Origin of the sequence: Streptomyces sp. NPDC006235, assembly GCF_040613735.1 — a bacterium.
Classification (GTDB): Bacteria; Actinomycetota; Actinomycetes; order Streptomycetales; family Streptomycetaceae; genus Streptomyces.
The window spans coordinates 201113-213561 of record NZ_JBEXSR010000003.1 but is presented as its reverse complement, the minus strand read 5'-3'; the positions used below and the strand labels follow the sequence as shown (position 1 = coordinate 213561).

Genomic DNA, 12449 nt, shown 5'->3' with positions numbered 1-12449 from the left:
ACCAGGCTCCGGCCGGTCTCCCTCACCGGCCGCGCGCCCCTCAGGGTTGAGGCCATGACGAATGACACCGCTACCACCGCTTCCGCCACCGCTCTGCCGCTGGCCCCGGGGCACTGGACCCTGGACCCGTTCCACTCCTCCGTCGGCTTCACCGTCCGTCACCTGGGCATCGCCAAGGTGCGGGGGCGCTTCGAGCGGCTGGAGGCCGACCTGTTCGTCGGGGAGCGCGTCGAGGACGTGCGGGTCTCCGCCACCGTCGATCTGGCCTCGATCGACACCGGCAACGCCGACCGGGACGCCCATGTCCGCGCCTCCGACCTGCTCGACGTCGAGAAGCGCCCGACGATGACGTACCGCTCGACGCGGGTGTCGGGTGCGGGCGAGGACTGGACGATGGAGGGTGAACTCACCATCGGCGAGGTGACCCGCCCGGTGACGCTCGCCGTGGAGTTCGGCGGGCTGGTCGATGTGCCCATGGATGGCAGCCGGCATGCCGGCTTCGAGGCGACGGGTGAGATCCGGCGCAGCGAGTTCGGGCTCGACTTCGCTCCCGGTCTGCTCGGGGAAGTGGTGAAGATCCAGCTCGACATGCAGTTCGTGGAACCGAAGAAAGCCTGATCAGCAGGCGGACGCACCGTGCCCCGGAAGGGAACTCCTTGTGGGGCACGGCGCGTGGGCGGAAGCTGTCAGCCCTTCGCCGCCCGCGTGGTCTTCTTCGCAGCGGCCTTGGTGGACTTCGCGGCTGTCTTCTTGGCGGCGGTGCTGTCGACCGTCCTGGTAGCGGTCTTCTTCGCCCTGGCCTGGGCCGGGACCGTCTTCTTCGCCGCCGTCTTGCGCGGGGCCTTCACCGACGACGCGTCGCTGATCCGGTCGGCGCCGAGGACCTCGCGCAGGAACTTGCCGGTGTGGCTGGCCGGGACCGCGGCGACCTCCTCGGGCGTGCCCTCGGCGACGACCAGGCCGCCACCGGCGCCGCCTTCGGGGCCCATGTCGACGACCCAGTCGGCGGTCTTGATCACGTCGAGGTTGTGCTCGATGACGATGACCGTGTTGCCCTTGTCGACCAGTCCGGACAGGACCGTCAGCAGCTTGCTGATGTCCTCGAAGTGCAGACCGGTGGTCGGCTCGTCCAGGACGTAGACCGTGCGGCCGGTGGAGCGGCGCTGGAGCTCGCTGGCGAGCTTGACGCGCTGGGCCTCACCACCGGACAGGGTGGTCGCGGACTGGCCGAGCCGGACGTAGCCGAGGCCGACGTCCTTGAGGGTCTTCATGTGGCGGGAGATCGCGGGGACCGCCTCGAAGAACTCCGTGGCCTCCTCGATCGGCATGTTCAGGACGTCGGCGATGGACTTGCCCTTGTAGTGGACCTCCAGGGTCTCCCGGTTGTACCGGGCGCCGTGGCAGACCTCGCACGGGACGTAGACGTCCGGGAGGAAGTTCATCTCGATCTTGATGGTGCCGTCGCCCGCACAGTTCTCGCAGCGGCCGCCCTTGACGTTGAAGGAGAAGCGGCCGGGCATGTAGCCGCGGACCTTCGCCTCGGTGGTCTCGGCGAACAGCTTGCGGATGTGGTCGAAGACGCCGGTGTACGTGGCCGGGTTGGAGCGGGGGGTGCGGCCGATGGGCGACTGGTCCACGTGCACGACCTTGTCGACGAGGTCGTCGCCGTCCACGCGCGTGTGCCGCCCGGGCACGTTCCTCGCGCCGTTCAGCTCGCGTGCGAGGTGGGTGTACAGGATGTCGTTGACCAGAGTCGACTTGCCGGAGCCGGACACGCCGGTGACGGCGGTGAACACGCCCAGCGGGAACGAGACGTCGATGTCCTGGAGGTTGTTCTCCCGGGCGCCGTGCACCGTGAGCTGCCGGGACGGGTCGACCGGGCGCCGGATCTCCGGCAGCGGGATGGCCTTCTTGCCGGACAGGTACTGACCGGTCTGCGACTCGGCGTTGGCGAGCAGCTCCTGCAGGGAACCGCTGTGCACGACCTTGCCGCCGTGCTCACCGGCGCCGGGGCCGATGTCGACGACCCAGTCGGCGGTCTTGATGGTGTCCTCGTCGTGCTCGACGACGATGAGCGTGTTGCCCATGTCGCGCAGCCGGACCAGGGTCTCGATCAGCCGGTGGTTGTCGCGCTGGTGCAGGCCGATGGACGGCTCGTCGAGGACGTACAGCACGCCGACGAGGCCGGAGCCGATCTGCGTGGCCAGGCGGATGCGCTGGGCCTCGCCGCCGGACAGCGTGCCGGCCGCGCGGTTCAGGGAGAGGTAGTCCAGGCCGACGTCGACGAGGAACCGCAGCCGCTCGTTGACCTCCTTCAGGACGCGCTCGGCGATCTTCTTGTCGCGGGCGCTGAGCTTCAGCTCCCTCAGGAAGTCCGCGCAGTCGCTGATCGACATCGCGGAGACCTCCGCGATGGACTTGCCCATGATCGTGACCGCGAGGACGATCGGCTTCAGGCGCGTGCCCTCACAGGTCGGGCAGGGCACCTCGCGCATGTAGCCTTCGAAACGCTCACGGCTGGCGTCGCTCTCGGCCTCGCTGTGCCGGCGCTTGACGAACGGGACGGCGCCCTCGAAGGCCGTGGTGTACCGGCGCTCGCGCCCGTAGCGGTTGCGGTAGCGCACCTCGACCTGGGTCTTGTGGCCGTGGAGCAGGGCCTTCTTGGCACGCTGCGGGAGGCCCGCGAAGGGGATGTCCGTCCTGAAGCCCAGGGCGTCTGCGAGTGCGCCGATCAGCCGGCCGAAGTAGTCCTTGGTGTGGCCGTGCGACCAGGGGTGGATGGCACCCTCGTCGAGGCTCTTGTCCGGGTCGGGGACGATCAGCTCGGCGTCGACCTCCATGCGCGTGCCGATGCCGGAGCAGTCCGGGCAGGCGCCGAAGGGCGAGTTGAAGGAGAAGGAGCGAGGCTCCAGCTCCTCGAAGGACAGGTCGTCGTACGCGCAGTACAGGTGCTCCGAGTACATGCGCTCGCGCTCGGGGTCGTCCTCGGGGAGGTCGACGAAGTCGAGCACGACCATGCCGCCGGACAGGCCGAGGGCGGTCTCGACGGAGTCGGTGAGACGGCGCTTGGCGCTGTCCTTCACCGTGAGGCGGTCGACGACCACCTCGATGGTGTGCTTCTCCTGCTTCTTCAGCGTGGGCGGGTTGGACAGCTGGATGGTCTCGCCGTCCACCCGCGCGCGGGAGTAGCCCTTGGTCTGGAGGTCGGCGAAGAGGTCGACGAACTCGCCCTTGCGCTCGCGCACCAGCGGCGACAGCACCTGGAAGCGGCTGCCCTCCGGCAGCTCCAAGACCTTGTCGACGATGGCCTGCGGCGACTGGCGCGAGATCGGGCGGCCGCACTCGGGGCAGTGCGGCTTGCCGATGCGCGCGAAGAGCAGGCGCAGGTAGTCGTAGACCTCGGTGATGGTGCCGACCGTGGAGCGCGGGTTGCGCGAGGTCGACTTCTGGTCGATGGAGACGGCCGGGGACAGGCCCTCGATGAAGTCGACGTCCGGCTTGTCCATCTGGCCGAGGAACTGCCGGGCGTACGAGGAGAGCGACTCCACGTAGCGCCGCTGCCCCTCCGCGAAGATGGTGTCGAAGGCCAGCGAGGACTTGCCCGACCCCGACAGGCCCGTGAAGACGATGAGCGAGTCGCGCGGGAGGTCGAGCGAGACGTTCTTGAGATTGTGCTCGCGCGCTCCACGAACGATGAGACGGTCGGCCACGCCGGTCCGCACCTTTCTTGAGAGAAGTGACAGGGGCGGGGCCCCCGTGCTTTCTCAGACTAGGGGGAGCCACTGACAACGCCGGGCGGATTCACGGGTTGCCAACAAACCCCGGCTTTCCAGCATGCCCGACGTCACGTCCGACCATATAGCACGCGCATTCGATTACCGGCACTCCTTCACCACCTTCACCCGAAGGTGTGGCGGAGCTAGGGTCAGCACCATGATTGATCACGGTCATGACCTGGCATCTGTACGAGCCGCTACGGAACGGCTGCTCATCGCAGTCGGCAAACTGGACAACGCCTCTGTGACGCAGCCGTCACGGCTGCCCGGCTGGACCCGGGGCCACGTGCTGGCCCACCTCGCCCGCAACGCGGACGCCCTCGTGAACGTCCTCGAAGGCCGCCCCATGTACGTCTCCGGCGAGGCCCGGGACGCCGACATCGAGCGGGACGCCCCGCGCCCTGTCGACGTCCACCTCGCCGACCTGCGCGAGAGCGCGGCCCGGTTCCAGGAGGCCGGGGACGCTCCCGCCGACTGGTCGCGCACGGTGGAGTTGCGGGGCGGAGTCACGGACTCGGCGTCACGGGTGCCGTTCCGGCGGTGGGTGGAGGTGGAGCTGCACCATGTGGACCTGGGGATCGGGTACGAGCTGGAGGATCTGCCGGCGGACTTCACGGAGCGGGAGATCGCCTTCCTCGCCGACCGGTTCGCCGGGCATCCCGACGTACCGCCCACGCGCCTCACGGACGGCACGCGCGCGTGGAGCACGGGACGGGAGGCGGACGACGGGCCCGAGGTGACCGTCACCGGTGCCCCGGCGGACCTGCTGGGCTGGCTCGCCGGCCGCCGCACCGGGGCCGCGCTGACGGTGGACGGCGGAGCGCTCCCTGCGCTGCCCCCGTTGTAGGACCCGGGCCGCTCCCCCGCTATAGGCTGACGCTCATGACGTACAGCGGACAGGTGACGGTCGGTGGACCTGCCGACGTGCACGAGCTCAAGGACCTGATGATCACCAAGATCGCGGTCGGTCCGATGAACAACAACGCCTATCTGCTGCGCTGCCGGGCCACGGACGAGCAGCTGCTGATCGACGCCGCGAACGAGGCGCAGACGCTGCTCGGCATGATCGGTGACGACGGCATCGCGTCCGTCGTCACCACCCACCGGCACGGCGACCACTGGCAGGCGCTCGCGGAGGTCGTGGCGGCCACGGGCGCGCGCACGTACGCGGGCCGGGACGACGCCGAGGGCATCCCGGTGCCGACCGACGTGCTGGTCGACGACGGCGACACCATCCGGGTGGGGCGCGTGGAGCTCACCGCGCGCCACCTGGTCGGGCACACGCCCGGTTCGATCGCCCTCGTCTACGACGACCCTCACGGGCATCCCCATGTGTTCACCGGGGACTGCCTCTTCCCCGGCGGTGTGGGCAACACCCACAAGGATCCCAAGGCGTTCGCCAGCCTCATCCACGATGTGGAGACGAAGATCTTCGACGTCCTCCCGGACGAGACGTGGGTCTACCCGGGGCACGGCAACGACACCTCGCTGGGCGCGGAACGTCCGCAGCTGCCGGAGTGGCACGCGCGCGGGTGGTGAGGGACCGCGTGGGGCGCACGAAACTGTGGAGCAGTTGGCCGCGCACGCGCCCCGTGTGAATCATTCGCACACGCCGGTGTCGTACGTACGCTCCCCCTGCACGTAGTTGCGCAGTCAACTGGTAGCAGCCCCGCGCAGGATGACGGCTCCTGGGCGGATGGGCCGCCGGTCTGTCGATCCCCGCCCTCGACCGGCGGCCCCGGCACAGCTGTCGTCGTGACCTCGGCCGGGCGGGGCGGCGCCGGAGCGCGAATCAGGCGTCGGCGTGCCCCGTCCCGGCCAGCGCCGCGACCCGCTCCACGCCGAAGACGTACCCCTGCACCCCGCAGCCCGCGATGACCCCGTCGGCGCGCAGCGAGACGTAGGAGTGGTGCCGGAACGACTCGCGCTTGTGGATATTGGAGATGTGGACCTCCAACACCGGCATGTCGTCACAGGTGTTGAGGGCGTCCAGGATGGCGACGGAGGTGTGCGAGTAGGCTCCCGGGTTGATCACGATGCCGCAGTGGTTCAGCCGCGCCTCGTGGATCCAGTCCACCAGCTCGCCCTCGTGATTGGACTGGCGGAAGTCGACCGTGCCGCCGTGCGCGGCCGCTGCCTTGGCGCACAGGGCCTCGACGTCGGCGAGGGTGTCGGAGCCGTAGATCTCCGGCTGCCGCTGGCCGAGCAGATTCAGGTTGGGGCCGTTGAGGATCATGATCGGGGCGTTGGCCAGGGTGCGGGGCACGGTTCCTCCGGTCCGTTCGGGGTCGGGCGGCCCGCGACGGACCGCTGCTCGGACCCGGTTTATCACGGTGCGCCGACGGACCGCCGGGCCGTAGCCTCCCGCCATGACGAGCCTCGTGTACCCGCCCAAGCCGTCCCCCGGTGACCGCATCGCCGTGCTCTCGCCCTCCTCCGGCCTGCCCGGGCTCTTCCCGCTCCCCTACGAGCTGGGCCTGGAGCGGCTGCGCGAGGAGTACGGGCTGGAGCCGGTCGAGTACCCGGCGACCCGCAAGATGGGCTCCACGCCCCGGGAGCGGGCCGACGACATCCACGCGGCCTTCGCCGACCCGGACGTCAAGGCGGTCATCGCGTCGATCGGCGGGGACGACCAGATCACCGTACTGCCGCTGCTGGACCGGGAATTGATCCGGGCCAACCCGAAGCCGTTCTTCGGGATGAGCGACAACACGAACCTGCTCGCCTACCTCCACAACAGCGGCATCGTCGCCTTCCACGGGGCGACTGTGATGTGCGAGCTGGGCCGTCCGGTGGCCATGCATCCGCAGACCGCCGAGTCCTTGCGCGCGGCCCTGTTCACCTCCGGCCCGTTCGAGCTGCGGCCCGCCGAGCGGTGGCGTGACATCGACCGGGACTGGGCGGATCCGGCGACCTTCGACGCGGAGCCGGAGACCCGGCCCGGGACCGGCTGGACCTGGGTCAACGCCGACCGGGTGGTCGAGGGCCGCAGTTGGGGCGGCTGCCTGGAGATCCTCGGCTGGCTGCTGATGGCCGACCGGGAGATCGCGCACGATCTGTCGGTGTACGACGGTGGAGTGCTGCTCCTGGAGACCTCGGAGGAGATGCCGAGCGCCACGGAGGTCTTCCGCACTCTGCGCACCATGGGCGAACGCGGACTGCTCCAGCGCTTCTCGGCCCTCCTGATGGGCCGCCCGAAGACCTGGTCCTTCGAGCGCCCCAACAGCCCCGAGGAGGCCGCTCGGCACGCGTCCGCCCAGCGGGAGGCCGTGCTGCACGCCCTGCGTACCTACGCGCCCGACACCACGATCGTCTTCGACGTGGACTTCGGGCACACCGATCCGCAGCTGGTGATCCCGTACGGCGGCACCGTGCGCGTGGACGGACCGGCCCGGCGCATCACGGTCACGTACTGAGGGCCCCTGGTGGCCTCCGCGCGCCCCCGTAACCCGCTGTCACTGTGGGTAGTTGACGCGGCATGCACGACGTACGCTCCGTAAGGGCACCTTCCATGCCGCGCCTCGCGGCCGCCTCGCTCGCCGGCACGGCCATCGAGTTCTACGACTTCTTCGTCTACGGCACCGCGGCGGCCCTGATCCTGGGGCCGCTGTTCTTCCCCACCTTCTCGCCCATGGCGGGGACGCTGGCCGCCTTCGCCACCTTCGGCGTGGGCTTCATCGCGCGGCCGCTGGGGGCGGTGCTGTTCGGGCACATCGGGGACCGGCACGGGCGGCGGCCGGTCCTCGTCGCCTCCCTGCTGCTGACCGGCGCCTCCACGGTCGCGGTCGGCTGCGTACCGACGTACGGGACGATCGGCGTGGCCGCTCCGCTGCTGCTCCTGGTGCTGCGCTTCCTCCAGGGGCTGGGGCTCGGCGGGGAGTGGGGCGGGGCGGTGCTGCTGACGGTGGAGCACGCGCCCGCCGGGCGGCGCGGGCTGTGGTCGAGCTTTCCGCAGGTCGGGCCCGCGCTGGGGTTCCTGCTCGCCAACGGTGTGGTGCTGGGGCTCTCGGCGACGCTGTCCGAGGCGCAGTTCGCCTCATGGGGGTGGCGGGTGCCGTTCTGGGCGGCGGGGGTGCTGGCCGTCGTGGGGCTGTGGCTGCGCTCGTCGCTCGCCGAGAGCCCCAGCTTCCTCGAGATCGACGACCACGCGCGCGTGCCGCTCGTCGAGGTCCTGCGCGACCACTGGCGGCTTCTGCTGCTGACCGGCGGGGCGCTCGCGATCGGCTACGCGGTCTTCTACGCCGTGACGACCTGGTCGCTCGCCTACGGGACGGAGCGGCTGGGGGTGAGCCGCAGCGTCATGCTGACCTGCATCATGGGCGCCGTGGTCGTGAAGGGCGCGCTCACGCCGCTGGTGGCGCTGCTCGGGGACCGATACGGCCGGCGTCCCCTGTGCCTGGCCGGATGCACGGCGGCCGCCCTGTGGATGTTCCCGATGGTCGCGCTCCTCGCCACCGGCGCGCCGTTGCCGATGTTCCTCGGCTTCCTCGGGGCGATGCTCGCCTTCATCACGATGTTCGCCGTGATCGCCGCGTATCTGCCGGAGCTGTACGAGCCGCGGGTGCGCTGCACGGGCGCCGCCGTCGGCTACAACCTCGGCGGGGTCATCGGGGGCGCGCTCACGCCGATCGTGGCGACGGCGCTGGCCGAGCAGGGCGGGCGGGTGCCCTGGGGTGTGGCCGCGTATCTGACGGCGATCGCGCTGTTCAGCCTGGGGTGCTTCGCGCTGTTGCCGGAGACGCGTCCGGTGCCGGTGGCGGCGACCGCGAAGCCGGCTTCGGGGTGAGCTCCCGTTGTCGAGTCGGTGTCCCCGCCGTCGGCCATCGTCGGCCATCAGGGTGACGAGCGAGCCGAACGGTTCGCCGACGCAAGACGTGGAGGGGCCCCGCACTCCGGTCGTGCGTGGCCCCTCCACTCGCGCCAGGGGGCTATGCGAGCTCGCGCTGGTCCACAAGGTCGCAGTTGGTGAACACCCGCTCGCCGATGCAGAGCTCGTCCAGTTGCCGCGCCATCCTGCTGGTCTCGGGGTCGTTGCTGTTGCGCATGGCCTCCTCGTAGGAGTCGAACTCGATCAGCGCCAGATAACGGCGGGGGTTGTCGCGGTCCTTCAGAAGCATGCGCTGCTTGGGGCCGCCCGGCCGGTCGGCGAAGCGCCTCCCCGCTTCCTCGAAGACCCGCTCCATCTCACCGAAGCGCTCGGTCTCGAAATCGATGATCTGTACGAACTTCATGGCACCTCCAGCCGGGCACGGCGTCCCCGGGCCGGGGAACGCGCTCAAGAACAAACAAGCACCGGGACCGGTGGTCGGCAATTCGCCGACCACCGGTCCCGGTGATGGTTGCTCCCGCGTCCGACGTGGTCAGACGTCGATGCTGTCCTTCGAAGCGCCTCCGCTGCGCGCCTGCGCCGCCTCGGCCTCCGCCTGCTTCTTCGAGGCCCGCAGACTGGTGATCGTGGTGACGATCAGGACGGCGCAGATCACGCCGAGCGAGACCGGAATGCTGATCTCGGGCACATGCACCCCGGACTCGTGCAGCGCGTGCAGCACCAGCTTCACGCCGATGAAGCCGAGGATGATCGACAGGCCGTAGCTGAGGTGGACCAGCCTCTTCAGCAGGCCGCCGATGAGGAAGTACAGCTGGCGCAGCCCCATCAGGGCGAACGCGTTGGCCGTGAAGACGATGTACGGGTCCTGCGTCAGGCCGAAGATCGCGGGGATGGAGTCGAGCGCGAACAGCACGTCCGTGGAGCCGATCGCGAGCATGACGACCAGCATCGGGGTCATGACCCGCTTGCCGTTCTCCTGGATCCACAGCTTGGTGCCGTGGTAGCGGTCGGCCACCCCGAAGCGGCGCTCGGCGGCCTTGAGCAGCTTGTTCTCCTCGAACTCCTCGTCCTGCTCTTCCGCCCGGGCCTCCTGGATGAGCTTCCAGGCGGTCCAGATCAGGAAGGCGCCGAAGAGGTAGAACACCCACGAGAAGCTGGCGAGGATCGCCGCGCCGGCGGCGATGAAGATGGCCCGTAGGACGAGGGCTATAAGGACACCGATCAGCAGGACGCGCTGCTGGTACTGCGAGGGCACCGCGAACTTCGCCATGATCAGGACGAAGACGAAGAGGTTGTCGACGCTCAGCGACTTCTCGGTGATGAAGCCCGCGAAGAACTCACCGGCGGGCTGGCCGCCGCCGAACACCAGCAGGCCGAGCCCGAAGAGGGCGGCCAGGACGATCCAGACGACCGTCCAGATCCCGGCTTCCTTGATCGATACGTCGTGCGGCTTGCGGCCGATGAAGAAGTCGACCGCGATCAGGGCGGCGAGCCCCACGATCGTCAGGACCCATAGGGTCACGGAAACATCCACTGCGCCTCCGGCAGTCGTAACGGCAAATGTCAGCGTCGTCGCTGCCGGAGGTCTCTTCCACCCAAAGATGGGCCGACGCCCCGGGATCTGGCCTGATCCGTATTGACGGGTACGCCGCAGCAGACAGGGAGTACTCCCCTCCGTGCCGTCAACAGTACCCCAATCACCAAGAACAGGTAAAGCACTTGGCAAAAGAAAGACCAAAACCCCTGGTCAAATGACTTTACACATACTTGGTACGGGCGGCCGCGACCTGGGTGAGCACCTGCTGGAGGACCTGGCTGCCCGGCGGCACGAGCGAGGGCTCGTACGTCCAGGCATGACCGACCCACGGGTCGGCGAGGTGATCGTCGGGCACCGGCGTCAGTCGCAGCAGCGAACGCCACAGCGGGTCGAGCAAAGGCCCGTACCCGGACGACTCCTCGCGGTCGGCCACCATCATCAGGTGGACTCCGAAGGCAGGGCCCTCGTCGGCGAGGTAGCGCAGCTGGTTCACGGCCCGGTCGTCGAAACCGTGCGGGAAGTCGTTGACGATCAGCAGCTGCTGGGAGGTGTCGAAGCCCGGCGGCAGGGAGTCGGCGGCCCCGCCCCGCACCGCCATCTGCACCAGGTCGACCCGCTGGGTGAGCCGGCTCAGCACGTCCGCCACCCCTGCGGCGCCGAGCGCGGGCGGGGCCGCGAGCACCCCGGTCTGCACCAGGGGTGCGAGCGGCTGCGCACCCGAGCCGGCCGGGTCGATGACGTGAACGGTGAACTCCCCCGCCGGGTAGACGGCGAGCAGCCGGGCCGCGTGCGCGACCGCCGTCTCCAGGGCGAGACGCCCCAGAGTGTGCGAGTCCTCGAACGAACCGCCGGACGAATCGGTCCGGCCGCTGTCGATCCACAGGCCCCGCTCCAGCGGCAGCCTGACCAGCATCGGGATGCGGATCCGGTCGGCTTCGGGGAGATGGAGGTCGCCCAGGCGCAGGGCCATGGGGGTCTCCATCGGTACGCGGTAGGCGTGCCAGACGGGGCTGTCCCAGCGGGCGTACGCCGGCGGGAGGGCTGGTTCGACGACCTCGGCCTCGGCCATGAGTTGGTCGAGGTCCCGGTCGAGGGCCTCGCCGGCCTGGGCGACGAGCTGGTCGTGCCGGGCGCGGGCCGCCTCGCGGGCGGCGTCGCCCTGTCCGCCGATCCGGCTGCGCGGGTCGGAGAGGACCTGCTCCAGCTCCTTGTCCATGCGGGACTCGGCGAAGTCGACGGCGCTGCGGTAGGCGGCGGTGCTGCGGGCGAGGTCCTCGAACATGCCCCACACCTGGTTGTAGAGCCGCTCGTCCATGGACCAGCCGGTCGCGTCGCCCGCGACGGGCCGGGCGGGCTGCCCCGGTGCGGCCGGGGGTGCGGTGGGCGGCGGCGGAGGCGGAGCGGTGTTCTGGCGGCGCGGGTGGCTGTAGTCGATCGAGCCGCCCGTGGTGGGCGTGGAGGGCTGGGTGACGGCGTTGGGGCCGGGGGCCGCGCCGGGGTACGACGGCGTCTGCGGCGCGGGCTGCCCCGGACCGCCGGATGCCTGACCGGCGTACGGCGATGTCGGCGGTGCCTGGTCCGGCTGAGGCGCGGTGCCGCCCTGGTCCGGGCCGAGGGCCGGGGCGGCCGTCTGCCGGGAGCGGTCGCCGTCCGCCGTGCGTGGCAGGGGCGCCTGCACCGAGCGGGCCACCCCCTGGGCCACCGCGTCGTCGATGCCGGCGGCGAGCCTGCGGGCCTCGGCCAGGCCCTGGTCGGTGAGGAGTTCGGCGAGGCCGCCCGCGTAGCCCTGGCCGACGGCGCGCACCTTCCAGGCTCCCTGCCGGCGGTAGAGCTCCAGGGCTACGACCGCGGACTCGGCTTCCAGGCCGGTGATGGTGTAGGTCGCGATCTCGGCGCCGTCGAGGCCGGTGACGGCGACGAACGGGGCGGCCACGGCGCCGAATCGGCTCGGGCCCGCCCCGGCGGCGGGCAGGGCGAGCAGCACGCCGACACGGTGGACGGTCTCCGGCACGGCGTCCAGATCAACGGCGAGGCGATGGTCGGCGGCGGCCTGCCGGGAGACCTCCAGACCCGGCTGGGTGGGCGCGCCCGGGTGGGCGACCCACTCCGCCCCGTGGATCCGGCCGCCCTCGTCGCTGAGCGCGGCCGCGGCCACGATCGGCGTGCCGGCCGAGACCCGGATCTCGAGTCGGACCTGGGAGAGCGGGTGGTTCTGCCCCCGCACCAGCTCGGCCGTCATCGCCTTCTCCCCCTGTGTCGTTGTCTGGTGTCGTGTGCCGCTCGCCTGCCCCGCCCCGGCCGGTTGGCC

The 12449-nt window shown here is 70.4% G+C and carries 10 protein-coding genes; 5 read left to right on the top strand and 5 right to left on the bottom strand.

The features are described 5' to 3' along the window. Nucleotides 1–54: 54 nt before the first annotated feature. Nucleotides 55–618: a YceI family protein gene (locus ABZ192_RS05065; protein WP_356923146.1), complete on the top strand. Its 564-nt coding sequence runs from the start codon at nucleotides 55–57 to the stop codon at nucleotides 616–618. A 68-nt stretch (nucleotides 619–686) separates the two neighbouring features. Here ABZ192_RS05065 and uvrA read toward each other — a convergent pair whose 3' ends face one another. Then, a complete protein-coding gene (gene uvrA, locus ABZ192_RS05060) occupies nucleotides 687–3710 on the bottom strand; it encodes an excinuclease ABC subunit UvrA (protein WP_356923145.1) in 3024 nt (1007 codons plus the stop codon). A 223-nt stretch (nucleotides 3711–3933) separates the two neighbouring features. On the opposite strand from uvrA, the gene ABZ192_RS05055 reads away from it, so the two are divergent. Together ABZ192_RS05055 and ABZ192_RS05050 are read left to right on the top strand one after the other, a co-directional pair. After that, nucleotides 3934–4623 carry a maleylpyruvate isomerase family mycothiol-dependent enzyme gene (locus ABZ192_RS05055; RefSeq protein ID WP_356923144.1) on the top strand — a complete coding sequence of 230 codons (690 nt, stop codon included), beginning with the start codon at nucleotides 3934–3936 and terminating at the stop codon, nucleotides 4621–4623. A gap of 35 nt (nucleotides 4624–4658) precedes the next feature. Continuing rightward, entirely contained in the window at nucleotides 4659–5315 is a 657-nt protein-coding gene (locus ABZ192_RS05050) for an MBL fold metallo-hydrolase (RefSeq protein WP_356923143.1), read from the top strand. Nucleotides 5316–5568: 253 nt separating this feature from the next. Here the strand turns inward: ABZ192_RS05050 and aroQ are convergent, their stop codons facing one another. Then, nucleotides 5569–6042 carry a type II 3-dehydroquinate dehydratase gene (aroQ, locus tag ABZ192_RS05045; RefSeq protein WP_356923142.1) on the bottom strand — a complete coding sequence of 158 codons (474 nt, stop codon included), beginning with the start codon at nucleotides 6040–6042 and terminating at the stop codon, nucleotides 5569–5571. 103 nt (nucleotides 6043–6145) lie between these two features. Between aroQ and ABZ192_RS05040 the strand changes: the two genes are divergently transcribed. Together ABZ192_RS05040 and ABZ192_RS05035 are read left to right on the top strand one after the other, a co-directional pair. Then, a complete protein-coding gene (locus ABZ192_RS05040) occupies nucleotides 6146–7192 on the top strand; it encodes a S66 peptidase family protein (protein ID WP_356923141.1) in 1047 nt (348 codons plus the stop codon). A 95-nt stretch (nucleotides 7193–7287) separates the two neighbouring features. Then, nucleotides 7288–8562: an MFS transporter gene (locus tag ABZ192_RS05035; RefSeq protein WP_356923140.1), complete on the top strand. Its 1275-nt coding sequence runs from the start codon at nucleotides 7288–7290 to the stop codon at nucleotides 8560–8562. A 142-nt stretch (nucleotides 8563–8704) separates the two neighbouring features. Here the strand turns inward: ABZ192_RS05035 and ABZ192_RS05030 are convergent, their stop codons facing one another. The 3 genes from ABZ192_RS05030 to ABZ192_RS05020 all read right to left on the bottom strand — a co-directional run bounded on the left by ABZ192_RS05030 (nucleotide 8705) and on the right by ABZ192_RS05020 (nucleotide 12380). Next, entirely contained in the window at nucleotides 8705–9007 is a 303-nt protein-coding gene (locus tag ABZ192_RS05030; protein ID WP_356923139.1) for a hypothetical protein, read from the bottom strand. Nucleotides 9008–9136: 129 nt separating this feature from the next. After that, complete coding sequence (locus tag ABZ192_RS05025) at nucleotides 9137–10138, bottom strand: TerC/Alx family metal homeostasis membrane protein (RefSeq protein WP_356923138.1); 1002 nt, start codon at nucleotides 10136–10138, stop codon at nucleotides 9137–9139. Between the two features lie 223 nt (nucleotides 10139–10361). Next, nucleotides 10362–12380 carry a TerD family protein gene (locus tag ABZ192_RS05020; RefSeq protein WP_356923137.1) on the bottom strand — a complete coding sequence of 673 codons (2019 nt, stop codon included), beginning with the start codon at nucleotides 12378–12380 and terminating at the stop codon, nucleotides 10362–10364. Between the last annotated feature and the right edge of the window lie 69 nt (nucleotides 12381–12449).

What these genes read in the sequence shown, in the direction of transcription:
- ABZ192_RS05065 (WP_356923146.1), top strand. Translation starts at nt 55, where the DNA reads ATGACGAATGACACCGCTACCACCGCTTCCGCCACCGCTCTGCCGCTG.
- ABZ192_RS05055 (WP_356923144.1), top strand. Translation starts at nt 3,934, where the DNA reads ATGATTGATCACGGTCATGACCTGGCATCTGTACGAGCCGCTACGGAA.
- ABZ192_RS05050 (WP_356923143.1), top strand. Translation starts at nt 4,659, where the DNA reads ATGACGTACAGCGGACAGGTGACGGTCGGTGGACCTGCCGACGTGCAC.
- ABZ192_RS05040 (WP_356923141.1), top strand. Translation starts at nt 6,146, where the DNA reads ATGACGAGCCTCGTGTACCCGCCCAAGCCGTCCCCCGGTGACCGCATC.
- ABZ192_RS05035 (WP_356923140.1), top strand. Translation starts at nt 7,288, where the DNA reads ATGCCGCGCCTCGCGGCCGCCTCGCTCGCCGGCACGGCCATCGAGTTC.
- ABZ192_RS05030 (WP_356923139.1), bottom strand. Translation starts at nt 9,007, where the DNA reads ATGAAGTTCGTACAGATCATCGATTTCGAGACCGAGCGCTTCGGTGAG.
- ABZ192_RS05020 (WP_356923137.1), bottom strand. Translation starts at nt 12,380, where the DNA reads ATGACGGCCGAGCTGGTGCGGGGGCAGAACCACCCGCTCTCCCAGGTC.